The organism is Variovorax sp. 05N34, assembly GCF_056397405.1.
The window spans coordinates 355,203-380,174 of the sequence record NZ_JBFTNI010000002.1; the positions used below are offsets into that span (position 1 = coordinate 355,203).

Sequence of the window (24,972 nt, forward strand, 5' to 3'; positions counted from 1 at the left end):
GTCACTTTCGGGTCGAGCGCCTGGCGAGCAGGCCGTTGGGAAAGAGCAGCAGCGCGCCGACGAAGCAGCCGTAGAGCAGCACCGAGCGCAGGTTCGCCGACGTCAGGGCGACGCCGTAGGTCTCGATCACGCCCAGCAGCAGCGCCGCCACCAGCCCCGCCATCACGTTACCGAGGCCGCCCAGGATGATCACGATGAAGCCCGCGATCGTGAACGGGAAGCCCGTGAACGGCGAGAACTGCTCGAGCATCGACATCAGCACGCCGGCCAGCGCCGCGCTGGCGAAGCCGAGTGCGAAGCTGGACCATTGCACGCGATCGACGTCGACCCCGACGATGTAGGCGGCTTCCCGTCGCTCGATCACCGAGCGCATCGCGAGCCCCGCCATGCTGCGGCCGAGGAACAGTGCGACGCCGATGCAGGTCGCGCCGGCCACCACGAGGGCCGCGATGCGGTTGCCCGTCATCGCGACGTTGCCAACGCGCCAGACCTCGTCAAGGTACTGGTACGCCCGGTTGTTGGGCGTGAACAGCATGGCCGCGGCGTTCTGCAGAATGATCGACAGTCCGAAGAACAGCAGCAGCGAGTTGCCCTCCATCCGCCCCGCGTCGGCCGGTGCCACGGCCAGCAGGCGGCGGAACAACCCCTTGTAGAGCGCGTAGCCGAGCAAGGCCCCGAGGCCCGCCACCACCGGCGCCGCGACCAGCGGCGAGATGCCCGCGATGCTGAAGGCCCAGTAACCCGCGTAGGCGCCGAGCATCACAAGATCGCCGTGCGCGACGTTGAGCATCCGCATGGTCCCGTAGACCAGGTTCAGGCCCAGCGCGACCAGCGCATAGAGCGAGCCCGTCACGAGGGCCGCGAACAGCAGCTGCCCCGACGACAGCACGTCGAAGACCGGCATTTACCAGGACTTCTTGGCTTCGTACTGACCGGTCGCGATGGACTTGGGCCACACGATCTGGAGCTTGCCCTTCTGCGTCTGCACGAAGGCCGTCGGCGTGATCGCGTTCTGCACGCCCTCGAAGCGCACGGGGCCGTTGATCGTCTCGAAGGTGTCCTTGCTGATCACTTCGCGGATCTTCGACTTGTCGAGGCCGCCCTTGGCGACCGCGGTCTCGAGGATCTCGAGCGACATCCAGGCGAGTGCCGAGTTCAGGTAGTCAGGGTCTTCGCCGAACTTCTTGACGTAGGCATCGTAGAAGGCCTGCGAGCCCCTCCACTCGGGACGCGGCGACCAGTGCGCGATCGTGATCACGTCCTCGGCCGAGGCGGCGCCGACCGCCTTGGCGAAGAAGGCGTCGCTCGGGCCGATCGCGATGAACTGCACCGGGCTGGCAATGCCGAGCTCCTTGGCCTGTTTGGCGTAGAGCACCGAGTCGCCCGGGTACGCGAGCGCGAGCACCGCGTCGGGATTGGCCTGCTTGACCTGCGTGAGGATCGAGGTCATGTCCTTGATGTCCGGCGGATACTCGGTCGAGAACTTGACCTCGATGCCCGCCTTCTTCAGTTCCGGCTCGAGGTAGTTCTTGATCTCCTTGGTGAACGGCAGCACGTTGGCGATGACGACGGCCGTCTTCACGTTGTTGGCCTTCAGCATGGCCGTGAGCTCGACGCCGATGCGGTCCGGGATGGCCGAGGTCGGGAACCAGATGTAGCCCGGCTTGACCTGGCGCAGCGCGACCGATGCCGCGGTGTTGCCGACCATCGGGAACTTGAACTTTTCCAGCACTGGCGCGATCGCGATCTGAAACGGCGTGCCCCAGGGCGCCAGCAACAGGTCGACCTTGTCGTCGGTGATGAGCTTCTCGTAGATGCGAACGGCCTGCTCAGGCTTGGACTGGTCGTCGTAGGTCACGAACTCGACCTTGCGCTTCTGCCCCCCCACATCCATTCCGCCCCGCGCATTGACCTGCTCCTTCCACAGTTCATAGGTGTTGGACTGCGACGGCGTGGCGTTGGCCAGCATGCCCGTGCGTGCCATGGAGTAGCCGATGCGGATCGGCTTGTCGGCCTGCGCGAAGGCGGCGGGGACCGATGCCATCACGGCGAGCGCGGCGATGCCGCTCATGACCAACCTGCGATTCGATGTGGGACTTTTCATTGACGTTCTCCTGTCGACGGGATGGGCGATGCGGCGGTCTGCCGCATCCACGCTGCTGCGAGTGCCGGCCACCCCGAGGGGTGTTCGCCACAGGCGACGCTGGCCTCGAAGTGGTCGGCCCCTTCGAGGATCTGGACTTGCACGGGAACGCCGGCTCCGCGCAGCGCCGCCTCCATCTGCTGTGCCTGCGTGACGAGGTGGGGAAAGTCGCGGCTGCCGTGGGTGATCAGGAACGGCGGGCAGGCCGCGGCGTCCAGGCGGTGCAGCGGCGAGGCGTCGGCGTCGACGCGCGCTTCGTCCCCGCTGCCAAGGAAGCGGGGGCGCACCGATAGGCCGCTGCCCGGCCCGAAGCGATAAACGCCCGACACGGGCAGGCAGCCGCGAAGCACGTCGGCGGGCAATGTCCTTGGTGGGCGCCAGGCCGCCGAGACCGCCAGCAGCGCGGCATAGTGGCCGCCCGCGGAATGCCCGCCGACGAAGATGCGGCGCGGATCGCCGCCATGCGATCCGATGTGACGCCAGGTCCACGCGACGGCGTCCGCCGCATCGTCGAGACCGGCTGGAAACACATGGCGCGGCGCGAGCCGGTAGCCCGCGCTGACCAGCACCACGCCCTGCGCCATCAGCGCAGGGGCCATGAAGTACATCCATTCCTTGTAGCCGCTGGTCCAGCCGCCGCCGTGGAAGAAGACCAGCACGTCTCCGCTGGGTTGCGGCGGGCGGAATACCGCGAGCGTCTGATACGAGTCGTCGCCGTAGGCCGCCYCGGCGCCCGCGACGCCTTCGCCGAGCGCGAGGATGCGCTCCTGGTACGCCACGCCCAGCGGCGACAAGGGCTCCTGTGGCGGGTAGTGGTCGAGCTTCACGAAGTGCCCTCCTCGTCGCGCTGCGCCAGCAGCCCCTTGAGTACCCGCTCTGCGCTCAGCGGCAGCTGGTGGAGATGCACGCCCGTTGCCTGCGCGATGCCGTTGGCGATGGCCGCCGCCACGCCATTGATGCCGATTTCGCCCACGCTCTTGGCGCCGAACGGCCCGCTCGGCTCGTTCGACTCCACGAGGTAGGCATGGATGCTGTCAGGCAGTTCCGCGAATGTCGGGATCTTGTAGTCCATCAGGCTCGGGTTGGCGAGCCGCGCGCCGTCCCACACCATCTCCTCTGTGAGGGCGTAGCCCATGCCCTGCACGAAGGCGCCCTCGATCTGGCCCGTGGCCATCGTGGGATTGATGGCGCGACCGATGTCGCAGGCGGACCACGCGTTCACGACACGCACCTTGCCGGTGAGCTCGTCGACCTCGACCTCAACCACCAGCGCATTGAAGCTGTAGATGCCGATCTGCGGGAACGGCAGCCCTTCGACCACCGCCCGCTTCGGGTCCACGGTCTTCTGGTCGAACACCCAGCTGTGCGTACCAATGATCGGCCCGCCCGCCGCCCAATGCGCGCGGCCCGAGATCTCGGCGAAGCTCACCGAACGCTGCGCCACGCCCTTGATCGCGACACGGCCGCCGGCCAGCAACTCGAGGTCTTCGACCGAGCACTCGAGCATCTCGCTCGCGTGCTGCTTGAGCTTGCCTTCGACCTCGGCTGCGGCACCGACCACCGAGCGACCGGCGACGTAGGTCACGCGGCTGGCGGTCGTTCCCCAGTTGTAGGGCGAGCCATCCGTGTCGGGGCTCGCGATCGCGACCCGGTCTACCGGCAGCTTGAGGGCTTCCGCACACATCTGCGTGAGCACCGTGTTCGAGCCCTGGCCGATGTCGACCGCCCCCGTGTTGAGCAGCACCGTGCCGTCTTCGAGCACACGCACGATGGCCCCCGAGGCGAGCAGTCCGCTGATATGGGCCGTCAGCGCCACACCGAGGCCGCGCTTGCGGTCCGATGGGCCTTGCGCTGACGGCTGGGGCCAGCCTGACGCCTTCTCGACGATCTCGACGCACTGCGCGAGTCCGTTGGACAGGATCGGCTGGCCGCCGAACCAGGGGTCGCTGCCGGCCAGCATGTTGCGGCGCCGCAGTGCGATCGGATCCATGCCGAGCTTTCGCGCGATCTCGTCGAGCTGCGTCTCCGAGGCGAAGGTCACCTGCGGCACGCCGAAGCCGCGGAAGGCGCCGAAACGCAGCTTGTTCGTGTACGCCACCCGTCCGTGCGCATGCACATTCGGAATGCGATACGGGCCGCAGTTCATCAGCAGCGCGTAGCCGAGCACGCCGGGGCTGTCGTCGCCATAGGCGCCGCCGTCGAGCACCAGCTCGGTCTCTCGCGCGACGAGCGTGCCGTCGCGCTTCACGCCCGTCTTCATCCGGATCATCGCGGGATGGCGGGCGCGGACCGACTCGAAGTCTTCCTCGCGGCTCAGGATCAGCTTGACTGGCTTGCGCGCCTTCATCGCAAGCAGCACGACGGCGGGCTGCACGTGCGCCTCCATCTTGTTGCCGAAGCCCGCGCCGATGCGCGGCGTGAGGCAGCGCAGCCGCGTCATCGGCAGGCCCAGCGATTCGCACACGCTCGCCTGGACCCGGAACACCGACTGGTTGGCCGACCACAAGGTCACCCGGCCGGTCGCATCGATCTCCGCGAGCGCGCCACAGGGCTCCAGCGACAGGTGGGCCTGGGCCTGGGTCTGATAGCTGCCTTCCACCACCAAGTCGCACTCGGCCCAGGCCTTGTCGGCGTCGCCCGCACGGAAGGACGTGCGCGAACACAGGTTGCCTTCGGTGCCGGCATCGAACACCTTCACATATGAGGACGCGTCCTCGTGGATCACGGCGGCGCCTGGCGCCAGCGCCTCGGCCGGGTCGAGCACCGCGGGAAGCTCCTCGTAGTCGACGCGTATCAGGCGCGTGGCCTGCCGCGCGATGGCCTCGGTGTCGGCCGCCACGGCCGCGACGATCTCGCCCACGTAGCGCACCTTGCCCTTCGCGAAGGCCGGCTCGTCCTTGATGAAGGCGCCCATGCGATGGGCATCGGGAAGGTCGTCGCCGGTGACGATCGCGCGAACGCCGGGCACCGCCAGCGCCTCGCGCAGGTCATAGCCACGGATGCGCGCGTGGGGCAGATGGCTTTGCAGGATGGCGCCATGGAGCATGCCCGGGCGGACCATATCGGCGATGTACTGCGCGCTGCCCGTGAGCTTCTCGTTCGCTTCGAGCTGGGGGATGCCCTGCCCCACGCCACCCGCGCAGGCAGCCGCTTCGAGGACCGCGCCGCTCACGATGCGGCCCCCTCGGGCAGCAGCGACCGGGCGGCCGCCTGCACGGCCTGGACGATCTTCACGTAGCCGGTGCAGCGGCACAGGTTGCCCGAGAGCGCCGTCCGGATGGCCCGCTCGTCAGGGTCGGGATCGCGCTGCAGCAGCGACCGGGCACTGACCAGCATGCCCGGCGTGCAGAAGCCGCACTGGAAAGCGCCCGTGCGCGCGAACGCGGCCTGCAGGGCCTGCAGGTGCGGGCAGTCCAGCAAGCCCTCTAGCGTGCGCACCTCGGCGCTTTCGCAGTTGTGCGCCAGGCTCAGGCAGGCCCGCATCGGCACGCCGTCGACGCTGACGGTGCAGGCGCCGCAGACGCCCTGGTTGCAGCCGCGCTTGGCGGCGGTCAGCTGCAAGCGATCGCGCAGGACGGTGAGCAACGTGTCGTGCAAGGCAGCGTCGACCTGCGCGCCTTCGCCGTTCACGTGCAAGGTCAAGACGCCTTGCAGGGGCCTGGGTGACGGATGGGTCATGCAGCACTCCGGTGAGCGGCTTCGACGGCACGCACCGCGCGCAGCAGAAGCCTGGGGATCAAGAGAAGCCGGTAGTCCGCGCTGCCACGGACATCGTCGAGCGGGTCGGCGCGTTCCACCAGCCACTGCGCCGCACGCGCGATGGCGGCATCGCTGCGGTCGGTGGACAGCAGCGCATTGGCCTCGGGATCGGCCAGCGGGGTCGGTCCGCAGGCGCCGACCGCCACGCTCATGCGGGCGTCGGCCTGCAGACACGCCGCGACCGAGGCGGTCGCGTAGTCGCCCGCCACGCGCGCGTGCTTGATGTACATGCCCGCGCCCCGGTCGGCCACCGGCAGCAGCACCGCGGTCACCAGTTCGCCGGGCTCGAGCGCGGTCAGGTACCAGTCGACGAAGAACTCGGCGGCCGGCAGAGTGCGCCGGCCCTGCACCGAAGCGATCTCGACCACGGCCCCCGCCGCGACCAGCGCAGGCGGATAGTCCAGCCCTGGATCGGCGAACGAGATCGAGCCGCCGATCGTTCCCATGTTGCGCACGGTCGCGTTGGCGATCTGCGAGGCCGCGTGCGCAACGACGCCGGCGCTACCGAGCGGCAGCTTGCAGGCGGCCGTCTCGCGGTGCCGCGTGAAGGCGCCGATGCGCACGCGGCCGTCGTCCTGCACCGTGATGCCCTTGATCTCGTCGATGTCCGCCAGGCTGATCAGCGCCGCGGGTTCGATCACGCGGGCGTTGAGCATGGCCACCAGGGTGGCGCCGCCGGCCAGCGGTTTGGCCTCCGCGTCCTGGGCCAGCAGTGCCGTGGCCTCGTCGACGGTCGTCGGGCGATAGAGCCCCTGCAAGGTCGTCATGCTCAGTGGCTCGCTGGCGCCGCAGCCTGCGTGGCGGCCGCGCCGAGTTGCTCAAGCTTGCGCTGCAGGTTCGCGGCGAATTCGTCGCCCATGCTCTGCGCCTTCTTCTTCATCATGCCCAGCGCGAAGCGGCCGAGCCGGCCGGTGACGGAAACCTCGGAGCGGTAGTGCACCAGCGTGCCCTCGGGCGTCGGCTCCAGGCTCACGCGGCTGTCCGCCTGCAGGCTGCTGGCGTGGCCGCCCTCGTCGCCGCGTGTGAGAGCCCAGACGTTCTGCTCGTCGCGCTTGGTGATCTGCACCTGCAGGTCGAAGCGCGCCTTGATGCCGGCCATCGCGATCGCGACGACAGCGCGATAGCGGTCGGCATCGATGGCCTCGAGCTTCTCGCAGCCCGGCAGGCAGGAGGCCATCAGGCCCGCGTCGAACAGGTGGACCAGCAGGGTCTGCGGCGCCGCCGCGATGGGGAATTGACCTTCGATCAGCATGAAGTGGGGCTCCGCGGAGAAATGGACTCGTTTGTCATCAGCGTGGCACGCGCTCGACAACCATCTTCGGATCGGCCACGCGGCCGTCCTTCACCACGACGTTGCCGTCGAGCGCGATGGTGCAGTTGCGCATCGGCACGTCGTAGTGGCCGCGCGTCGTGCGCTTGCCGCCGCCTTGCGTGTTGGGACCGGTCGAGAACAGGAAGTTGCCCGGGAAGCTGCGCGCCGCGGCGCGGCTGCGCTCGGGCGCATCGCCATGCAGCGCGAGGGAATCCCAGCGGCACTGCGGATTGAGCCCCCAGCCCAGATGTGAGAGCGCGTAGGGGTCGCGGTCGCCCTCGCTCACTTTGCCGTCGCCCAGCCACTCGCGCATCAGCGCCGCGTCGAGCCCGCCTTCGATGCTCACGATGTGGCCGTCCCGAATCTCGAGCTCGATCGCGTCCTGCACATAGCGGCAGTACGGAAGGATCACGATGTCGCCCGGTGCGATCACCACGCGGCCCTGGGCGCTGCCCTCGTTCGGAAAGGTGTGCAGCAGTCCTACGCCCCAGTGATCGAAGCGCCCGGGCTCATCCGCCATGCCGTACTGGCTCATGACTGGGTACTCGCCGCACCGGTACGTAAGGTCGGTCCCGGCCCGGCTCGTCACACGCACTTCACGCGTCTTCTGGTAGAGCGACTGCGCATGCAGCACGGCCTCCTTCAGGCCGGGCGGCGACTGCAGCTGATAGAGATCGTCCGGCGCGTCGATGATCATCTGGACGCGCACGCCCTTGGCCTGCACGTCGCGCAGCCACTTGGAGAACAGCGGCACGTGGAAGATCAGCACCAAATCGACCGCCATCAGCGCCTCGAGCGTACCCTTGCATTTCCCGATGGTCGCGACCCCCACGCTGGTCCATCCGGGAATCGCGTTGACGCACATCTCGTAGATGTCGAAGCCGATGTCCTGCGCGGCCGCGAAGGCGGCCTCGATGTACTCGCGACGCGTCCCGAGATCGCTAACGATCGCGACGGTCTGCCCGGGCCCGACCCGGCACAACTCGAACTGCTTGCGAAAGAGGGACATGAGCTTTGCGGGGTTGAGCTCCTGGGTGCGGATCGCTGCTTGCATCGGTGGAATCCTCTGGTGCCCGCCAGCCAATCGGCGGATTGGGAACTACTTTAGGAATCGAGCAAATGGATGTCAATAGCGAATACCATTCATTTTTGAGAGAATCCTTCACCACCCTTTGGAACAGGACCGGATCCCATGTCACAGACGAAGAAGAAAGATGTGCGCGAGGCGATCCTTGCAGCGTCCTTCAGGCTGTTCACCGCACAGGGCTACAGCGACAGCTCAATCCCCGCGATCGCGCGCGAGGCCGGGATATCGACCGCGAACGTCTATGTCTACTTCTGCTCGAAGCTCGACATCCTCTACGCGCTGTACGAACCCTGGCTCAAGGAGCGCCTCGACCGGCTCGATCGTTCCCTGAAGCGGGTCGGCTCGCCGCAAGAGCGGCTCGAGCGCCTGCTCGTCATCCTGTGGCGTGACCTGCCGCGCGAGAACAACGGCTTCGCCAAGAACATCATGCAGGCGCTCTCGACGACCCGCGGCGGCGACGACTACAGCCCGCACTTGCGCGAGCTGTTCCAGGAACGCGTCGCACTCTGGCTTGCCGACTGCCTCGCCGTCACGAAGGCCGAGAGCAAGGTCATCGCAGGGATCGTGCTCATGGCCTTCGATGGCTTCGCGATGAACGTCCAGCTCGACCATGGCATGGCGTTCAACGCCAACGCGGCACGCCTTTTCTGCGGGATGCTGGGCACTGCATCGCCCAGGGCGGGCGACGACGGCACGGGCATGCGGGTGGAGTCGTCCGACTGAGCGTAACGTCTCCACGCTTCGCTGGCCGTCGTTCCGCATTGCGCCGCATGCCCGCGCGACTTTCTCCAACTGCCCTCGGGGACCGCACCATCGGTCGCTTCGTCGAGTTCCATGACCGCCCTGCTCCGCCCGCCTCAAACGCGGAGTTCGTGTCTCCGCTGGGCGAAGGAACATACCAGTCTTTCATTCTCGGAGTTTCGGCTCTTTCGCCACCGCCGCATCGACAGGAACTTCGTGAAGTCAAGGGCAAAACGCACACCGGAGTGGGACGCCAACGCTCGCACCATCTGCCCCTCACACCTGGTAGTAGCTTTCGCGGTAGGACATGGGCTCACACCAGCTTTGGGCTGTCCTTTCGCACTCGAGGCCGACCTTGTCACAAACACCCGGCTCGCCGGCATCGATGAGTCTGTCCGGTCCCGAAGCCTCAGCGATGAGGCCCGCCCTTCGGATAATCGCTCTCTGCGGCGAGCACCGCAGTGTTTTAAATTGAAGGTTGCCTATGCAGCAGCGGTTGCGGACTTCCGACCCCGCGAGCAGATGCGTGCTATCCGCCGCGCTGCGGTCGTTCCAGCGATGCTGTGCCTAGGAAACCAACACGCGCAACGTCTGCGCAACGTGATTCATGCGAATGAGGCCGAGGATGCAATCCGGACTGGCTCGAAGAGGAGGTCAGCAAGCTCGAATCGGTTGCCATGGAAACGATCCGGGAAGTGGCAAAGACCGAAGACTTCGACGGTATGAACAGGCACCCGAGCAACGCGAGAGCATGCGCCAGATTCACGAGCTATCGCGCGAGGCGTGATGGACTTGGTGCTTGTCGAAGCCCCGTTCAAAGTGAAGCCGATATAGGCGAGTCAATCAAACGCTGAAAGCGCCAAGCACACACGGAAAGCGCTGATCCGGCGCGCAGTCGAAGGCCGTTTGCATCGTCGTCGGGTTGGCGGCTCGGCCCACAACGGCTTAACCCTTTGTCCCGAAGCCGCCACACATGGGCGTTGAGCTACGCCATCCCATTGTTCCGGCGCGGAAACATTGTTTTCCACGAAAGCTATTTTTGCAGTGGGCCCTCGTCAATAGGATGCTGCAGCGCTGTATCGCGCGTGCGCCTCGATGGAAAACGGCGCCGCCCAGGAGGTCGTTGGTCCGGCGATTCGCGGGCTACACCTCTCATTCATAACAAAGGAGACAAGATGTCGATGGTGCTGATTTCCAGCGTGTCACGCTGCGCGCTAGCCAGGTACGTCAGAGCAGGTGTTCATGTTTTTATCTGCGCTCTCAGCGTGGTGGGCGTAGTTGCCTGCGGCGGCGGGAATGACTTTGCGCCGGCCGCAGCCGGGGCACAACCGACTGCGGCAGCCATCAGCTGCGAAAGCGTCCGGGGCTTGCAACTGCCGAACGTGGACATCACCGCAACGCAGGCTGTTGCGGCGGGCACGTACCAGCCGGCCGGAAGTACGACCGCATTCGCCGACCTGCCGGCGTTTTGCCGGGTCACCGCCAACCTGACGCCCGTCTCCGGTTCGAAGATCGGGATGGAGCTTTGGCTACCCACCACGGCATGGAATGGCCGGTACCAACAACTGGGACAGAACGGCTGGGGCACGGCCTTTTCTTCCTATTGGAGCTCGATGGCGCCACAACTTCGATCCGGGTATGCGATCGCCATCACGGATGGTGGTCATACAGCGACAGCGGTCAGCGACGCAAGTTGGGCCATCGGCTTTCCGGAGCGTGTCATTGACTTTGCATATCGCGCAACGCACGAAACGGCGGTTGCCTCCAAGGCGATTGTCCGTGGCTACTATGCGAAAGCCGCTTCCTATGCGTACTTCAATGGCACATCAACAGGAGGACGGGATGGATTGATGTCGGCCCAAAAGTACCCTACGGATTTCAATGGAGTGCTCGCCGGCCCCGCTCTGATCAACTGGACCCGTGTGGCCACACAGAAGCTTTTCGCAAGCCAGCAACTTGTGAAAGCCGGCATTCAGGGGCCGCTAGGAACGGCGCTGCTGAATCTTGCGCGAAGATCGTCGATCGCCGCATGCGATGCTGCGGATGGTGCGACGGATGGAATCATGCGCGACCCACGCGCCTGCCGCTGGGACCCGCATTCACTGTTGTGCGCGTCGGGCCAAGACCCCTCGACCTGCTTCACCGCCGCACAAGCTGACGCATTGACCCATGTGCTGTCGCCGCTACGGGATCAAGTCACTTCCGAATATCTCTACCCGGGATATCTCCACGGATTCGAGACCGATTGGATCGGCTTCGGGTATGTGACAGCCACTCCTGCGCATGCGGCTACCGTCTACAAGATCGCCTTGGGCAATGCCGCGTGGGACGCTTCGACATTCAACGTCCACACCGATTTGCCCTCGGTTGAAAGCGCGCTGGGCTTCATGAATGTCGACCAGCAGACCGACTTGAGCGCATTCAGGCAGGCGGGAGGCAAACTGATCCAGTACCAAGGCTGGCAAGACGCTGTGACGATGCCCGAACGCATCGTGCAGTACTACGATGAAGTTCGGGACCGCACATCGGGTGGAGACCGGGCAGCGGAACAAAACTTCTACCGCCTCTTCATGATGTCAGGCGTGGGCCATGGTGGCGCTGGCGAGGGGCCGTGGCACTTTGGCGCGATCGCACAGCAGACTGTTTCGAACGATCCTGAACATGATGCGGTGCGCGCCTTGCGCGATTGGGTTGAAAGCGGTATCGCGCCTGAAATATTCGTCGCCACGAAGTTCCAGAACGGCGACGTCACCAAGCCGATTTCACTGCAGCGGCCGTTGTGTCCGTATCCGAGCCAGCCTGTCTACAAAGGCAGCGGAGACACGAATGGGGCCAGCAATTTTTATTGCAGATAGGAGTGCCAGCCAAAGTCCTGAAGTCGAAACAAATTCAAAAGGAGCACCCGATCGACAACAATGTTCATGGACTGGAACAATTGGAGTGCGCATTTGAAGCCAGCAACGGTTCACAACGTTCGGGTCTTCCTTGAAGTGGCGAAGGCCGGAAGCTTCACCGCTGCGGCAGAAACCCTCGACATGCCGAAGTCGTCGACCTCAAGAAGCGTCGCGGCACTAGAGAAAGAGCTCGGAATCAAGTTGATCAACCGCACCACGCGAACGCTGGTTCTTACGGATGAAGGTAAGAGCTATTTCGAGCAATGCAGTCGCGGAATGCACGAAATCATCCAAGCCACACAACTGGCTCAGACTGCGCCTGCCAAACCGAAGGGCCACCTGCGGATGGCCGCTCCAATCGATTTCACCGTTCGATTCACGGCTGATAAGGTTCGAGAGTTTCTGGACCGGTATCCGGACGTGACGCTCGAACTGCACTTCACTCCGAAATGGATGGATCCGCTCGCCGAGCGGTATGACGTCACAGTGCGCATGGGAGAGCTCCCGGACTCCTCGCTCGTGGTCCGCAAGCTTGGCGATTTGCCCCGCTGCCTCTATGCCTCGCCAGAGTACCTGTCGGGCCATGGGCAGCCGCTTGCTCCACATGATCTGGCGCGGCATCAGTGTGTGCTGCGCAGTGAGCGTGGAACAGAGCAACCGGAGCGACGCTGGACGCTGCACGCGGGCCGGAGATCTGTGGCCGTGGACGTGCAAGGGCGCGCTGCTGCCAACAATGTTCGCTTCATTCGGAATCTTGCCCTGGCCGGCAACGGCATCGCCGTCTTGGCCGACGTATTCGCAGGCCCTGAAGTCCAGGCCGGCCGTCTGGTGCAGGTGCTCGAGAGATGGAATGCGTCGAGCTTGCCCGTCTATGCGTTGACGGCGTCCCACCTCGCTCCCGCCAAGACCCGCGCACTGCTGGATTTTCTGTCTGACTTGCTGGCGCCCATGCGGGTCACCAATGCTGTCGTTCCGCTTCATCCATAGGCGCGCGAGAACGAGAGACCGTCGATAGCTGCTGCATCAAGCTTGTCCAACGCACGCGCGCCGCAACGATGCTTTCCGCCTTGACATGGCCGTAGCCGCGGATCTGCTCCGGCAGGCGCGCAATCGCCAAAGCGAAATCACGCGCCGAGTCCCAACCTTCGGTTTCAATGCGGGCAATCACCTGCTCAATCGTTCGTCGGTAGTCCTGAATCAACTCCCGTTCCATTCGCCTTTCGGCTGTTCCGCCGAAGACATCCAGGCGCGTACCGCGCAGCCGACGCAATGAGGCAAGAACTCGGAATGCATGCAACATCCAAGGTCCAAAGGTCTGCTTGACCGGTAGGCCGTGGCGATCGCGCCTTGCGAAGATCGGCGGAGCCAGGTGGAAGGTCAACTTTGGCTTTCCCTCAAAAGCCTCTTGCAGCTTCCCAAGAAAGCTCCTATCGGTGTAGAGGCGTGCGACTTCGTATTCGTCCTTGTATGCCATCAGCTTGAAGAGATTCGCGGCAACGGCATCCGCCAGTTCACCGGTGCCGCCGTGCTCCAGTTCGATCTGCCGCACGCGTGCGACGAAATCTTCGTAGTGCTTTGCATAGCTGGCGTCCTGGTAGTCGGTAAGGAAGGCGACGCGGTGAGCAACGAGCGAAGCATGGGACTTCCTCCTGTGCACCGTGACCGCCTGCACAGGCGAGGCTTCCCTTGCGACCGCTGCCAGATCCAGAGCGGCCTTTCGTCCCCACTGAAACGCGATCTGATTGGCCTTCACAGCCACTCCGTTAGTCTCGATAGCCTTCATCAGCGCTCCAGATGTCAGTGGTATGGCACCCTTCTGGAATGCGAACCCGAGCAGAAACAGGTTGGCTGCAATCGCATCCCCCATGAGGCGGGTCGCCAGCCGCGTAGCGTCCACGAAGTCCACGCGTCGATCGACTGACTCTTCGATCAGTTCTCTCACCTGCGCTGCCGGAAACGCCCAGTCCGCGTTCTGTGCGAATTCGCCCGTGGGCTGTTCGAATGTATTGACCAGCGCATAGGTGCGCCCCGGCCGCATCTTGGCGATGGCATCGGGTGCGCCTGTGGTGAGCATGTCGCAGCCCAGGACGAGATCCGCCTCGCCCGTCGGAATGCGTTGCGCCTTCAATTGCGCGCTGTTCGTCGCAATGCGAACGTGCGAAGTTACCGAGCCGTTCTTCTGCGACATGCCAGTCATGTCGAGCACGCTGACGCCCTTGCCCTCCAGATGCGCCGCCATGCCGATGAGCGCGCCGATCGTGATGACACCCGTACCTCCGATGCCTGTGATGAGTGTGTTGTGAATCTGATCGAGCGAGGGCAGCACAGGTTCAGGAAGGTCGAAGCTCGCCGCTGACTTCGTGTCGACGGGTTTGCTCTTTCGCGGCTCGACTCCTTCGACGCTCACAAAGCTCGGGCAAAAGCCGCTGATGCATGAATAGTCGGCGTTGCACGAGCTTTGGTCGATGCGCCTCTTCAGGCCATATTCGGTTGGCTGGGGCTGCAGCGACGTGCAGTTCGACTGCTCGCCGCAATCGCCACATCCCTCGCACACGGCCTCATTGATGAAGACGCGCTTGGCAATCTGTGGAAACTCGCCCTTCTTGCGCCGCCGGCGCTTCTCGGCCGCGCATACCTGGTCATAGATCAGGACAGAGACGCCTTCGAATTCGCGCAGTTCGCGCTGCACGTCGTCCATCTCGTCGCGATGATGCAGCGTGAATCTCATGGAGGGGCTGTCCGTCGGCAGTCCGGTTCGGTCGCGCCAGCGGCTCGGATCTTCCGCCACCAAGGCGATGCGCCTGACGCCTTCTGCCGCGACCTGCTGCGCGATGCGCGCAACGCTGATTGGCCCGTCGACCGGCTGACCACCCGTCATTGCCACGGCGTCGTTGTAGAGGATCTTGTAGGTGATACGGACATCCGCCGCGACAGCCGCGCGGATCGCCATCGATCCGGAGTGGTAATAGGTGCCGTCGCCCAGGTTTGCAAACACGTGCTTGCGCCGGGAAAACCAGGCCTGCCCCAACCAGGGTGCGCCCTCCCCGCCCATGTGGGTCGTGGTCTTGTTGTGCTGCGGATAGATGGCCGTGGCCATCACGTGACAGCCAATGCCGGCCAGTGCAAGGCTGCCTTCGGGCACCTTGGTGGAGGTGTTGTGCGGGCAGCCCGAGCAATACCACGCCGGGCGAGACGGAGTCGCGACCGCCTTGCCGAGAACGACGTCCTTGGCATCGAGGATCGCCAGCCGGGCGCGAATCATGTCGCTCGTGTGGAAGCGCGCGATGCGCCCTGCGACCACTCGCGCGATCTGCGCGACCGAAAAGTCGGCCGTTGCCGGCAGCAGCCAGTTCCCCCGTGGATGCGCCCATTCGCCGGCCTCGTCGAACTTGCCGATGACGCGCGGTCGCACGTCCTCGCGCCAGTTGTAGAGGTGTTCCTTGAGTTGGTATTCAACGAGTTGGCGCTTCTCTTCGACCACCAGAATCTCGTCGAGACCGGCCGCGAATTCGCGGATCGAATCCGGTTCGAGCGGCCAGGGCATTGCGACCTTGAACACCCGCACACCAATGCGCGAAGCCACGTCGGCGTCGATGCCGAGTTCTTCCAGAGCCTCCAGTACGTCGCGGTATGACTTACCCGACGCAACGATGCCGAGCTTGGCTCGTGGCGAGTCAATCGTGACGTGGTTGAGTCGGTTCTCGCGCGCGTAGGCAATGGCGGCATAGATCTTGTAGTCCTGCATCAATGCTTCTTGCTTGCGCGCCTGAACACCGAGCGTGTCGGTGGACAACCGGGCATGGACACCGCCGGTCGGAAACACGAAATCGCGAGGCAACAGGGTTTGCAGGCCCGCGACATCGGCGGCGATGGGTCCTGATGACTCGACCGTATCGGCAAGCGCCTTGAAGCCGACCGGCAAGCCTGCAAAGCGCGACATCGCAAATCCGTGCAGGCCGAGTTCGATGTATTCCTCCACGCTCTGCGGGTAGAGCATCGGGATCATGGCCGCCGAGAAGATGTGATCGCTCTGGTTGGGCAGCGTCGAGGAGTACGCGCCATGGTCATCGCCGGCCACGAGCAGAACGCCGCCATGCGGCGAAGTGCCGCCATGGCTCATGTGCTTGAAGACGTCGCCGCAGCGGTCCACGCCAGGACCCTTGCCGTACCACATGGCATAGACGCCATCGACCAGGCTCTCACCCGTCAGGTGAACCTGCTGCGTGCCCCAGACGGCCGTTGCCGCCAACTCTTCATTGACGCCCGGCAGAAACTTGATGCCGTTGTCATCGAGGTGCTTTTGTGCGTGCCAGAAGGCCTCGTCAATGCCTCCTAGCGGCGAGCCACGGTAGCCGGATACGAACCCTGCGGTGTTCAGGCCGTTGGCCTGGTCCCGCCAACGCTGCACGAGCATCAGGCGCACCAGCGCCTGAATGCCACTCAGGTAGACGCGGCCGGTGGTCGATGTGTACTTGTCGTCCAGCGAAACGCTGGCGAGCTCGGGTATTGTCATCATGGTTCGGAATCCGGTAGGAATCACACAAGGCACGCTCGGCCATCGGTAAAGGCGGTGCGTGTCGGGCGATCGGCGGCGGGTAGCCCGCCGGTCGCATTGCTGCACGAAAACTGGTTCGATGTATCAGGCAATCAGGCGGTCGGCTCCTCCTCGTACCAACGGTCCTTGCCCAGCAGCACACGATGGTGGCCATGTCCGGACGGCATCATCGGAAAACAGTTCTCCTGCGCGGCCACCTGCACGTCCAGAAAGAAGGGCCCCTCGAAGGCCAGGCATTCGGCCAGTGCGGCTTCCAGTTCGCCCGGATCGGACACCCGCCGTGCGCCCCAGCCGAAGGCCTTTGCCAGTGCAACGAAATCGGGCAGCGCCTCGTTCCAGCTGTGACTCAGGCGGTTGCCGTGATTCAGCTCCTGCCACTGGCGCACCATGCCCATGTAGCCGTTGTTCGACAGCACCAGCTTTACGGGGGTGCGGTGCTGCACCGCTGTCGAGAGCTCCTGGATGTTCATCAGCACGGATGCATCACCACTCACGCAAACGACCAAAGCGTCTGGATGGGCGATCTGAGCGCCTATGGCGGCGGGAAGTCCGTAGCCCATGGTTCCGGCACCACCCGAAGTCAGCCAACGTCCGGGCCGCTCGAAGCGAAGATACTGCGCAGCCCACATCTGGTGCTGGCCAACGTCGGTCGAGATGATCGCATCACGTCCCTGCACCGAGCGCTGGAGCGAAGCCATCAACGATTGCGGCAGGATCACATCGGCGCGCGCCGAGAACTCGAAGCAGCGCTCGGCTCGCCAGCGTCCGATGCGCTCCCACCACGGTGCCAGCCGCTGTGCCGGCAACGTCTGCAGTTCCGGCATCGCAAGCAGCGCCCTGAGCACTTCGCCGCAGTCGCCCACGATGGGCACGTCGACCTTCACGACCTTGTTGATGCTGCCTGGATCGATGTCGATGTGAATCTTGCGCGCGTGAGGGCAGAACTCGTCGAGCTTGCCCGTCACCCGGTCATCGAAGCGCGCACCAACGCACACGACGAGGTCGGCCTCATGCATTGCGAGATTGGCTTCCAGCGCGCCGTGCATGCCGAGCATGCCGACAAAGTGCGGATCCGATGCCGGAAACGCGCCCAAGCCCATCAACGTCAAGGTGCAGGGCGCATTGAGCCGGCGAACCAACCGAGCGAAGCTCTCGCACGCGAGAGCCCCGGAGTTCACCAGCCCGCCGCCTCCATAGAAGATCGGCCGCCGCGCGGTCGACAGCAGGTCCGCAGCGCGTTGCAGTGCGCCCGCCGCGGGCCTCGCGGGCGTCAGGGGCGTTGTATCGGCTCGCGGCTTGCGCGGCACTCGTGCAGGCGCCCTGCCCGGCAGCCCAAGCGGCGCCAGCTGCACATCCTTCGGCACATCGATCAGCACCGGCCCGGGGCGACCCGACGCCGCGATGTCGAGTGCACGGCGTATCACATCGGGGATTTCGTCAGCCATTCGCGGCTGGTAGTTCCACTTGGTCACCGGGCGTGACATGCCCAGCGCATCGCTTTCCTGGAACGCATTGGTTCCGATGACGGCAGTGGCGACCTGCCCGCTGATGCACAGAACGGGGATCGAATCGCTCATCGCGTCGAGCAGCCCGGTGATGGTGTTGCTCACGCCCGGCCCGGAGGTGACCAGCACCACGCCGACACGGCCTGTCGTGCGCGCGTAGCCCTCTGCCGCATGAACGGCCGCCTGCTCGTGTCGCACAAGCACGTGGCGCAGTCGCGGCTCGCCGTGCAAGGCATCGTATAGCGGCAATGCGGCGCCGCCCGGGTATCCAAAGAGGGTGTCGACGCCGCATTCGATCAGGGTGTCGAGTACAGCGGCTGCGCCATTGCGCACGCGTGGCAGGGAGGGCGCCGCAGCGGGCGGCAGATGTCTTTGGGCAGAAAGCAGTTCCATGCCTGCATTTTTTCGCCGATCGCGCAGAATAGGCTTCATTCTTTCCCATGCTTTAGGCCCCATACATGAAAACCAATCCGCCTTCTTCGCTTTCTTCCGAAGAATCATCGGAGAGGATGGACATCGCAATCCTGCGTGAGTTGCGCAAGGACTCGCGCAAGACCCTGCAGGAGATCGGTGCGGCAGTGGGCCTCTCGGCCACCAGTTGCTGGACGCGCATCAAGAAGCTCGAAGCGCAGGGCGTGATCAAGCGCTATACGGTCGACCTCGACGCGGTCAAGCTCGGCTACAACGATTTCGTCATCGTTCAACTCACGCTCGAAAGCCACACCGACGAAACGCTTTACGAGTTCGGACGCGCGCTCGCCGCCATCCCCGAGATCCAGGAGGCCTACCTGGTCTCGGGCGATTACGACTACTACATCCGCATCGCGGTGCGCGACACGCGCGACTACGAGCGGCTGCTTCGCGAGAAGCTCTACAAGATTCCCGGAATCCGGCACAGCAAGTCGAGCTTTGTGCTCCGGGTGCTCAAAGAGGCAAGCATCCCGCTCTAGGCGGCTTGCCGCGCGATGACGTCTTCGAGGACGCGGAGCACTTCGTCCCCCGCGTCTTGCTGGGGCGAACCGAGGCTGTGCAGCGCCGACACGTGGTTGTGACCGCGGAAGAGATGAAAGCCCGGGCTGCTCCCGATGGCGATCGTGAGCGCCCGTGCCATCGCATAGGTCTGCTGGGCTATCCAACCTGGATCGAGTTCCGCGAGACCCATCCAGATGGGCGTGTCGACGGCGCGCACGTGTGTCAGCGGCGAACGCTCGACGTACAGCGCCGTGTCCTCGCCAAAATAGGCTTTCGGGCCGGCGGGCAGCGGAGCAACGGCACTGTAGAAGCCGCTCATCAGCATGATGGCCGCGACATGCACAGGATCGCTGCCGCGAGCCCGATCGTCGAACAGCCAGGTCGCTACATGGCTGGCACCGGCGGACTGGCCCCACAGAACCAGCGGCGCATGCTGCGCGCCAAGGCTTTTGCGTTGCTCCTCAATCCACTGCAGCGCCGCCTGAACGTCCCGCGCTCCGGCGGGCCATCCGTCTGCCGGCGCAAGGCGGTAGTTGGGCAGCACCGCCAGATAGCCGTTGCGAGCGAGCCAACGACCCACGTTGCGATAGAAGACGCCATCCGCGTTCTTGTCACCGGCAACAAAGCCTCCACCATGAATGAAAGCCACGATCGCGCGCGGCTGACCCGCAGGTCCGTAGATGTCCAGCCGATGCCGCGCATGACTACCGTAGGGCACGTCGATCTGCTCATGCGCTGCCTCGTCCAGATTCAGGGCGGACCGATAGATCGCTCGGGTCGCGGCGAGAACTTCGGGGTCGAACTTAGCGCCGAGTGCGCGGATTCCCATCTTGATGGCCGATGTGCAATGGGTGTCGGGGGTCGTCATGCTTGATCTCCAGATAAATGATGCGAGCGCGCGTCGCTCGCTGCGGCATCGAGCCGGCGGAGCATCGCCAGCCCAAGGCGCTCGCTGTCCAGGCCCGGCGTTCGCCAGCCGTATTCGAGTTCGACCAAACCTCGGTAGTCGCGCCTCCACAACAGCCGCAGCAGGCTCTCGAAATTGATCTCTCCGCTTCCCGGCTCCATTCGTCCCGGGTTGTCGGCCAGTTGCACGATTTCGATCCAATCCCAGCCCTGCTCCAGATGAAAGAGCAGGTCGCCGTCCATCACCTGCACGTGGGAGGTGTCGAAGATCAGGCGCACCGCGGGATGATTCACGGCCTGTGCGACCGCGATCGCATCGGGCATGTGCTGCAGCAGCATGTTCGGAATGCTCTTGCGGCTCAAGGTCTCGAGGCAGAGCGTGAGGCCGGCGCGCGCGGCAATGTCTCCTGCATATCGCAGGTTCTGCACCAGCGCGGCGTGCTGGTAGGCGATCGGCAGTTGCGGCTGCGCGCCACCGAGCACTGCCAGGCGCTTGGAGCCGACCCGATGCGCCGCCGCCACGGCCTGCGCGAGTTCGGCCTCGATCCATGCGCGCGCTTCCTTGCTGTCGGTCGCCCAACTCGTGTTGCGAAGCTGATCGAAGGTCGTGTAGAGCATGCAACCTGCTTCGAGCCCGTGCGCCGCCAACGCGTCGCCCACCCTCTGCTGCTCCGCCGCCGGACGTGCACGTGCGGCTGCATAGAGGACGCCTGCGAAGCCCTGGTCCGCCGCAAATTGGATGTGTTCCAGCGGATCCTCCGAGCCGACCATCGCCGTGAAAAGCGGTTGAAATGGAGGGCGGTAGCCCAGATGAGGCGCATAGCGCAGCGACCAGGTCATGCGAGGTGCCTTGCCTGAAGCGTCGATGGGTTGAGGCAGTTGTCCGAGGGCTGCCGCTCGTTGAGCCAGCGCGCGAGGGCTCGCAGCACAACGCTTCCCATCGCCGCGCGTGCCTCGAAGGTTGCGCTGCCGATGTGCGGCAGAAGCGTGGTCCGCGGCAATCGCAGATAGCGTTCATCGATCCGCGGTTCATTCCGAAAAACGTCGAGTCCCGCGGCTCCGATTCGGCGCGATGCAATGGCTTCGATCAACGCGTCCTCGTCCACCAAGTCGCCCCGCGCGATGTTGACGAAAACGGCGCCGGGCGGCAGCAATCCGAGGCGACGAGCATCCAGGCCCCCTCGAGTCGAGGGCGTCGACGGTGCGCAGACGCAAAAGACATCACTGGCGCCCAGCAAGGATTCGAGGGTCGAGTGGTACGTGAGATCGAACGACGCACCCTGCTCGGGCAGCGGCGAGCGGTTGTGATAGTGAACCCTCATTCCGAACCCGCTCGCCCGCTTTGCAAGCGCAAGACCAATCCGGCCCATGCCGAAGATGCCGAGAGAGCGCCCGGTCAACTGCCGCCCTAGAAATCTCGTCGGCGACCAGGGCCCCCACTCTCCGGAACGCAGCACGGCCTCGGCGGACGAGGCATCGCGGGCGGCGGACAAGATCAGGAGCATGGCCGTTTCCGCCACCGCGTCACTCAACACATCGGGCGTGTAGAAGACCGGCAATCCGAGTGCGGTGGCCGCATCGAGGTCGATGTGGTCGTAGCCGACCGAATAGGTCGCGACGCCGCGGGCGTGCCGCGCGAGTGTCTGGAGGCGTGCGCGGTCGAGCCGGTCGGTGGCCATCACGAGGGCCGCGTCGCATCCGCTCGACCAGCTCTCGAGCGCCTCGCCGATCGGTTCATCGTGCGGCCAGAGCGTTACGTCAAATTGTTCATCCGCCTCGCGCAGCACCTGCTCGGTGAGCTGGCGCGTGATGAGGAGCCGGGGCTTGTCCATCACATCCTTTCCTAACGTGCGCGGTCCACAAGACCTGCGTTGATGTGCTTCACGGTTGGCGCTCCGCACAACTGCATTGCTCGCCTCAGTTCGTCCGTGAGGATGTCGAGCGCTTTCTCCGCGCCTGCCTCGCCGGCGGCCGCGGCGCCATACAACGTGGCGCGACCGATCGCCACGGCCTGCGCGCCCAGCGCGAGTGCCTTCACGACGTCGACCCCGCGGCGTACGCCCGAATCGATCAGTACCGGCACTCTGCTGCGGACCGCCTGCACCACGTCCGGCAAGACATCCGCCGCCGCGACGGCCCCGTCGAGCTGGCGACCGCCGTGGTTCGAGACCCAGATCGCGTCGACACCGAGCGCGGCGAGCCGGCCTGCATCTTCTGCGCTCGCAACCCCCTTGACCATCAGCTTGCCCGACCACTGGCCGCGCAGCCGCTCCAGGGCAGCCCAGTCGAATGAAGCGTCCAGGCTTTGGCCGACCTTCGCCGCGATCGACATGCGCGTGTCGGCATTGCCCTCCAAGCCGCGAAGATTCTCGAAACGCGGTGGCCCCTGACGAAGCATTTGCCAACACCAGGCCGGGTGCGTCGCGAAATCGCGAGCGGTGCGCCAGTCGCGTCGCAGCGGCACGGTGAAGCCATTGCGCAAGTCTCGCTCTCGTTTGCCGCCCGTGGCCAGGTCCAGCGTCACGACCAAGGCTTCGAAGCCGGCGGACGCCGCGCGTTGCAGCAGTGCAGCGGTAAACGCCTTGTCCCGGAGCACATAAAGCTGGAACCAAAGCCGTCCTCCGGCACGCCTGGCAACATCCTCTATCGACGAGGTGGCGGTGGTGGAGAGCGTGTAGGGAATTCCCAGGCGTGCGGCCACCCGCGCAATGGCAAGGTCCGCGTGCGGCCAGCCCGCGCCAATCGCACCGGTCGGTGCAATCACGATCGGCGCAGCCGACGGCCCTCCCACGACCTGAGTGGAAAGATCCGGATGCTGCACGTCCACGAGCAGGCGCGGGCGCAGCCGGATGCGCTCGAAGCCTTCGCGATTGGCGCGCAGGGTGGTTTCATCTTCCGCACCGCCATCGAAGAAGTCGAATACGCCACGAGGCAGCCGCCGCTGCGCCAATCGCCGCAGATCTTCGATCGAATGCGCTTCTTTCAAAGAGGTCAAGGTGTGGCGCTCGCCGAAGGGCCGAATTTCACGTCGGGAAACGCCGCCATGACGCCGGCGCCGCCGTCCACTGCCATCACCTCGCCTGTCATGTGGGCGCTGAGGTCCGACACGAGAAACAGCAAAGGCCCGGCGATCTCAGCGGGTGTCGCCGGGCGGCCCATGGGAATCACACGGCTGATCGCGTCCCATGCTTCTTCGCCCAGCCGCTGGTTCAGGCGCGGCGTGCGAACGTACCCTGGGGCGACGGCATTGATCCGCACCTGCCGCGTTGCGTACTCCGCACCCGCACACCGCACCAGGTGGTGCAAGGCCGCCTTGGAGACCGCATAGGCGGTCTGATTCGGGACCGCACGGTTGCCCGACATCGAACCGACGAACGCAATGGCTCCGCCGCCGTCCGCAGCCATCATCTCTCCGGCAATCTGGATCGCGAGATAAGCATGGCGAAGCACGATGTCGAACTGCTGGTTCCAGCCGGCATCATCGACCGCCGACAGCGGCTTGATCCCTGCGACGCCGATGATGTCGACCAAGCCGTGGACTCGGCCGAACGCCCCCCGAGCCGTATCGAAAACGCGCTGCATGTCCGCGCGAGACGTGACGTCCGCCGCACACGCGATGCCATCGACCGACTCCGCGATGCTGCGCGCGAGTTGCTCGTCTCGGTCGACGCACAGCACGCTCGCCCCGGCCTGGGCGAGCGCATGCGCAACCTGTTCACCGATTCCCTGTCCCGCGCCCAAGACCACGAAGCCGCGGCCGTCCAGGCGCAAGAGGGACAGGTAGTTCGCCGGCGTACCGGCCGTGGGTTTGGCAGTGGTGCTCATTCAGGCCGCCACAGCTTCGCGGTGCGATGGGAGCAAGTCCTGCCACGATGCCCCGTCCGGGAGGTCCGCATCGCAAGCACCGACGCCCCGCAAATCCACGCCGACGCCGACCGGCGGCTTGCCGTCCATGACCCGTTTCACCGAGTCGAGCAGCGTACGGCGAACCCGCATCACAGCCTGGTCCGCAGGCACGAGATGCTCCTTGGAACGGTCGTAGAAAGCGCCTTGCGACAGCGCAATGGCGGCGTCCTCCACCTCGACACCGCGCAGTCCCGTCCAGTTCTCCTGCATGCGCTCCCGGTTCTGGCCGAAAGCGTCAGCCCACGACGCTGTGAATGCACACGTCTTGCGGTCGTAGTAGCGCGTGTCGTCCAACCCCAGCAACTCGACGATCTTGTCTTCGGACACCGGCTCATTGCCGTGCACCACGATGTAGGTGCTGGTGTGCGTGTCGTCTTCCGGGACCTCCAACACGGTGAACTGGAAAGCGGGCGCCGGAATGACGCGCCCATAGGGAACGATGAACGGAACCACGCGGGCGTTCTTGACACCCGCCTGGGTGGTCTTGCGCAGGGCCACATACTGAAAGCCGAAGGCCGTCTCTTCCATCTTGAGACTCGGCTCGAGGTCATTCGAGGACAGCGCTGCGGGGTTCACCACATCAGGGTTCTGCTGGAAGTCACCCTCTTTCCAGCCGGGTCGCGCCATGTTGGTGTGCAACACGCCCACGTGGGAGGAATCTTCGCCGCCCTCGACCAACTGCAGGTAATTGCAATGCACGTTGATCCGGAGAACCACGCGATGCGAAGGGTCCGCGTCCATGAATGCATAGCGAGAGAACTCGGGCTGCAGTTCCTTCGGACCCACATAGGCCCAGACGAGGCCGCCGTCCTCGCGAACGGGGAAGGCCGGTGCCTTCATGCGCAAGCGGTACTTTGGATCACTGTTGTTGGGCGTCTCCAGCACTGCGCCGGTCACATCGAACTTCCACCCGTGGTACAGGCATCGAAGGCCGCCCTCCTCCACCCTTCCGAGCGCTAGCGATGCGCCACGGTGCATACAGAGCTCCTCCATCACGCCGACCCTGCCCTGGCTGTCACGGAATGCCACGTAGTCCTCGCCGAGCAAGCGCACACGCAGCGGCGGAGCGTCGGGCTGGCTCAACTGCATTGAAGTGCAGATGGGATGCCAATAGCGACGCATCATGTTTCCCATAGGCGTCCCGGGGCCGACGCGGCAGATCAGTTCGTTGTCTTGACGATTCAACATTACA

20 protein-coding genes and 1 pseudogene are annotated in these 24,972 nt (G+C 64.9%); 5 read left to right on the forward strand and 16 right to left on the reverse strand.

The window, feature by feature from the left end; genetic code table 11:
- Position 1: 1 nt before the first annotated feature.
- Genes AC1DMA_RS06105 through AC1DMA_RS06140 form a run of 8 tightly spaced genes read right to left on the reverse strand, consistent with a single transcriptional unit; the run spans position 2 to position 8,268 of the window.
- Positions 2-904, reverse strand: coding sequence for a branched-chain amino acid ABC transporter permease (locus AC1DMA_RS06105; protein WP_478143593.1), 903 nt, complete (start codon positions 902-904; stop codon positions 2-4).
- Positions 905-2,104, reverse strand: a complete 1,200-nt coding sequence (locus AC1DMA_RS06110) for an amino acid ABC transporter substrate-binding protein (RefSeq protein ID WP_478124228.1) — start codon at positions 2,102-2,104, stop codon at positions 905-907.
- Positions 2,101-2,970, reverse strand: a complete 870-nt coding sequence (locus tag AC1DMA_RS06115) for an alpha/beta hydrolase (RefSeq protein ID WP_478143594.1) — start codon at positions 2,968-2,970, stop codon at positions 2,101-2,103. The genes AC1DMA_RS06110 and AC1DMA_RS06115 overlap by 4 nt, the downstream gene beginning before the upstream one ends.
- Positions 2,967-5,315, reverse strand: a complete 2,349-nt coding sequence (locus AC1DMA_RS06120; RefSeq protein WP_478143595.1) for a xanthine dehydrogenase family protein molybdopterin-binding subunit — start codon at positions 5,313-5,315, stop codon at positions 2,967-2,969. The genes AC1DMA_RS06115 and AC1DMA_RS06120 overlap by 4 nt, the downstream gene beginning before the upstream one ends.
- Positions 5,312-5,821: a (2Fe-2S)-binding protein gene (locus AC1DMA_RS06125; RefSeq protein ID WP_478143596.1), complete on the reverse strand. Its 510-nt coding sequence runs from the start codon at positions 5,819-5,821 to the stop codon at positions 5,312-5,314. Before AC1DMA_RS06125 ends, AC1DMA_RS06120 begins: the two co-directional genes overlap by 4 nt.
- Complete coding sequence (locus tag AC1DMA_RS06130; RefSeq protein ID WP_478143597.1) at positions 5,818-6,669, reverse strand: FAD binding domain-containing protein; 852 nt, start codon at positions 6,667-6,669, stop codon at positions 5,818-5,820. The genes AC1DMA_RS06125 and AC1DMA_RS06130 overlap by 4 nt, the downstream gene beginning before the upstream one ends.
- A gap of 2 nt (positions 6,670-6,671) precedes the next feature.
- Entirely contained in the window at positions 6,672-7,154 is a 483-nt protein-coding gene (locus tag AC1DMA_RS06135; protein WP_478143598.1) for a CoxG family protein, read from the reverse strand.
- Positions 7,155-7,191: 37 nt separating this feature from the next.
- A complete protein-coding gene (locus AC1DMA_RS06140; RefSeq protein ID WP_478124234.1) occupies positions 7,192-8,268 on the reverse strand; it encodes a 2,5-dihydroxypyridine 5,6-dioxygenase NicX family protein in 1,077 nt (358 codons plus the stop codon).
- Between the two features lie 138 nt (positions 8,269-8,406).
- Here AC1DMA_RS06140 and AC1DMA_RS06145 point away from each other — a divergent pair, with 138 nt between their 5' ends.
- The 4 genes and pseudogenes from AC1DMA_RS06145 (at position 8,407) to AC1DMA_RS06160 (ending at position 12,923) form a co-directional block, all read left to right on the forward strand.
- On the forward strand, positions 8,407-9,024 hold the full coding sequence (locus AC1DMA_RS06145) for a TetR/AcrR family transcriptional regulator (RefSeq protein ID WP_478143599.1): 618 nt from the start codon (positions 8,407-8,409) through the stop codon (positions 9,022-9,024).
- 1,193 nt (positions 9,025-10,217) lie between these two features.
- Positions 10,218-11,897 (forward strand): tannase/feruloyl esterase family alpha/beta hydrolase, encoded by a 1,680-nt coding sequence (locus AC1DMA_RS06150; RefSeq protein WP_478124236.1) that lies wholly within the window; start codon positions 10,218-10,220, stop codon positions 11,895-11,897.
- Between the two features lie 66 nt (positions 11,898-11,963).
- Positions 11,964-12,173, forward strand: a pseudogene (locus AC1DMA_RS06155) (helix-turn-helix domain-containing protein); the annotation flags it as partial.
- 39 nt (positions 12,174-12,212) lie between these two features.
- Positions 12,213-12,923 (forward strand): substrate binding domain-containing protein, encoded by a 711-nt coding sequence (locus AC1DMA_RS06160; RefSeq protein WP_478143970.1) that lies wholly within the window; start codon positions 12,213-12,215, stop codon positions 12,921-12,923.
- Here AC1DMA_RS06160 and AC1DMA_RS06165 read toward each other — a convergent pair.
- Together AC1DMA_RS06165 and ilvB are read right to left on the reverse strand one after the other, a co-directional pair.
- Entirely contained in the window at positions 12,892-16,449 is a 3,558-nt protein-coding gene (locus AC1DMA_RS06165; RefSeq protein ID WP_478143971.1) for an indolepyruvate ferredoxin oxidoreductase family protein, read from the reverse strand. The two genes, AC1DMA_RS06160 and AC1DMA_RS06165, sit on opposite strands and share 32 nt — an antisense overlap.
- 134 nt (positions 16,450-16,583) lie before the next feature.
- Complete coding sequence (gene ilvB, locus AC1DMA_RS06170; RefSeq protein ID WP_478143600.1) at positions 16,584-18,389, reverse strand: biosynthetic-type acetolactate synthase large subunit; 1,806 nt, start codon at positions 18,387-18,389, stop codon at positions 16,584-16,586.
- A 116-nt stretch (positions 18,390-18,505) separates the two neighbouring features.
- Here ilvB and AC1DMA_RS06175 point away from each other — a divergent pair, with 116 nt between their 5' ends.
- The gene (locus tag AC1DMA_RS06175; protein ID WP_478124239.1) at positions 18,506-18,946 is read left to right on the forward strand and encodes an Lrp/AsnC family transcriptional regulator; all 441 of its coding nucleotides are present in this window, start codon (positions 18,506-18,508) and stop codon (positions 18,944-18,946) included.
- Here the strand turns inward: AC1DMA_RS06175 and AC1DMA_RS06180 are convergent.
- The 6 genes from AC1DMA_RS06180 to AC1DMA_RS06205 are packed head-to-tail and all read right to left on the reverse strand — an operon-like array spanning position 18,943 to position 24,968.
- The gene (locus AC1DMA_RS06180; RefSeq protein WP_478143601.1) at positions 18,943-19,836 is read right to left on the reverse strand and encodes an alpha/beta hydrolase; all 894 of its coding nucleotides are present in this window, start codon (positions 19,834-19,836) and stop codon (positions 18,943-18,945) included. The two genes, AC1DMA_RS06175 and AC1DMA_RS06180, sit on opposite strands and share 4 nt — an antisense overlap.
- Positions 19,833-20,714, reverse strand: a complete 882-nt coding sequence (locus AC1DMA_RS06185) for a TIM barrel protein (RefSeq protein WP_478143602.1) — start codon at positions 20,712-20,714, stop codon at positions 19,833-19,835. The genes AC1DMA_RS06180 and AC1DMA_RS06185 overlap by 4 nt, the downstream gene beginning before the upstream one ends.
- Complete coding sequence (locus tag AC1DMA_RS06190) at positions 20,711-21,706, reverse strand: 2-hydroxyacid dehydrogenase (protein ID WP_478124242.1); 996 nt, start codon at positions 21,704-21,706, stop codon at positions 20,711-20,713. Before AC1DMA_RS06190 ends, AC1DMA_RS06185 begins: the two co-directional genes overlap by 4 nt.
- 11 nt (positions 21,707-21,717) lie before the next feature.
- Positions 21,718-22,869, reverse strand: coding sequence for an alpha-hydroxy acid oxidase (locus AC1DMA_RS06195; protein WP_478143603.1), 1,152 nt, complete (start codon positions 22,867-22,869; stop codon positions 21,718-21,720).
- Positions 22,866-23,699, reverse strand: coding sequence for an SDR family NAD(P)-dependent oxidoreductase (locus AC1DMA_RS06200; RefSeq protein ID WP_478143604.1), 834 nt, complete (start codon positions 23,697-23,699; stop codon positions 22,866-22,868). Before AC1DMA_RS06200 ends, AC1DMA_RS06195 begins: the two co-directional genes overlap by 4 nt.
- Entirely contained in the window at positions 23,700-24,968 is a 1,269-nt protein-coding gene (locus AC1DMA_RS06205) for a Rieske 2Fe-2S domain-containing protein (protein WP_478143605.1), read from the reverse strand.
- Positions 24,969-24,972 lie beyond the last annotated feature (4 nt).

Coding starts and splice junctions, on each gene's coding strand:
- AC1DMA_RS06105 (WP_478143593.1), bottom strand. CDS start 904: ATGCCGGTCTTCGACGTGCTGTCGTCGGGGCAGCTGCTGTTCGCGGCC.
- AC1DMA_RS06110 (WP_478124228.1), bottom strand. CDS start 2,104: ATGAAAAGTCCCACATCGAATCGCAGGTTGGTCATGAGCGGCATCGCC.
- AC1DMA_RS06125 (WP_478143596.1), bottom strand. CDS start 5,821: ATGACCCATCCGTCACCCAGGCCCCTGCAAGGCGTCTTGACCTTGCAC.
- AC1DMA_RS06130 (WP_478143597.1), bottom strand. CDS start 6,669: ATGACGACCTTGCAGGGGCTCTATCGCCCGACGACCGTCGACGAGGCC.
- AC1DMA_RS06135 (WP_478143598.1), bottom strand. CDS start 7,154: ATGCTGATCGAAGGTCAATTCCCCATCGCGGCGGCGCCGCAGACCCTG.
- AC1DMA_RS06140 (WP_478124234.1), bottom strand. CDS start 8,268: ATGCAAGCAGCGATCCGCACCCAGGAGCTCAACCCCGCAAAGCTCATG.
- AC1DMA_RS06145 (WP_478143599.1), top strand. CDS start 8,407: ATGTCACAGACGAAGAAGAAAGATGTGCGCGAGGCGATCCTTGCAGCG.
- AC1DMA_RS06150 (WP_478124236.1), top strand. CDS start 10,218: ATGTCGATGGTGCTGATTTCCAGCGTGTCACGCTGCGCGCTAGCCAGG.
- AC1DMA_RS06160 (WP_478143970.1), top strand. CDS start 12,213: ATGCACGAAATCATCCAAGCCACACAACTGGCTCAGACTGCGCCTGCC.
- AC1DMA_RS06165 (WP_478143971.1), bottom strand. CDS start 16,449: ATGACAATACCCGAGCTCGCCAGCGTTTCGCTGGACGACAAGTACACA.
- ilvB (WP_478143600.1), bottom strand. CDS start 18,389: ATGGAACTGCTTTCTGCCCAAAGACATCTGCCGCCCGCTGCGGCGCCC.
- AC1DMA_RS06175 (WP_478124239.1), top strand. CDS start 18,506: ATGGACATCGCAATCCTGCGTGAGTTGCGCAAGGACTCGCGCAAGACC.
- AC1DMA_RS06180 (WP_478143601.1), bottom strand. CDS start 19,836: ATGACGACCCCCGACACCCATTGCACATCGGCCATCAAGATGGGAATC.
- AC1DMA_RS06185 (WP_478143602.1), bottom strand. CDS start 20,714: ATGACCTGGTCGCTGCGCTATGCGCCTCATCTGGGCTACCGCCCTCCA.
- AC1DMA_RS06190 (WP_478124242.1), bottom strand. CDS start 21,706: ATGGACAAGCCCCGGCTCCTCATCACGCGCCAGCTCACCGAGCAGGTG.
- AC1DMA_RS06200 (WP_478143604.1), bottom strand. CDS start 23,699: ATGAGCACCACTGCCAAACCCACGGCCGGTACGCCGGCGAACTACCTG.
- AC1DMA_RS06205 (WP_478143605.1), bottom strand. CDS start 24,968: ATGTTGAATCGTCAAGACAACGAACTGATCTGCCGCGTCGGCCCCGGG.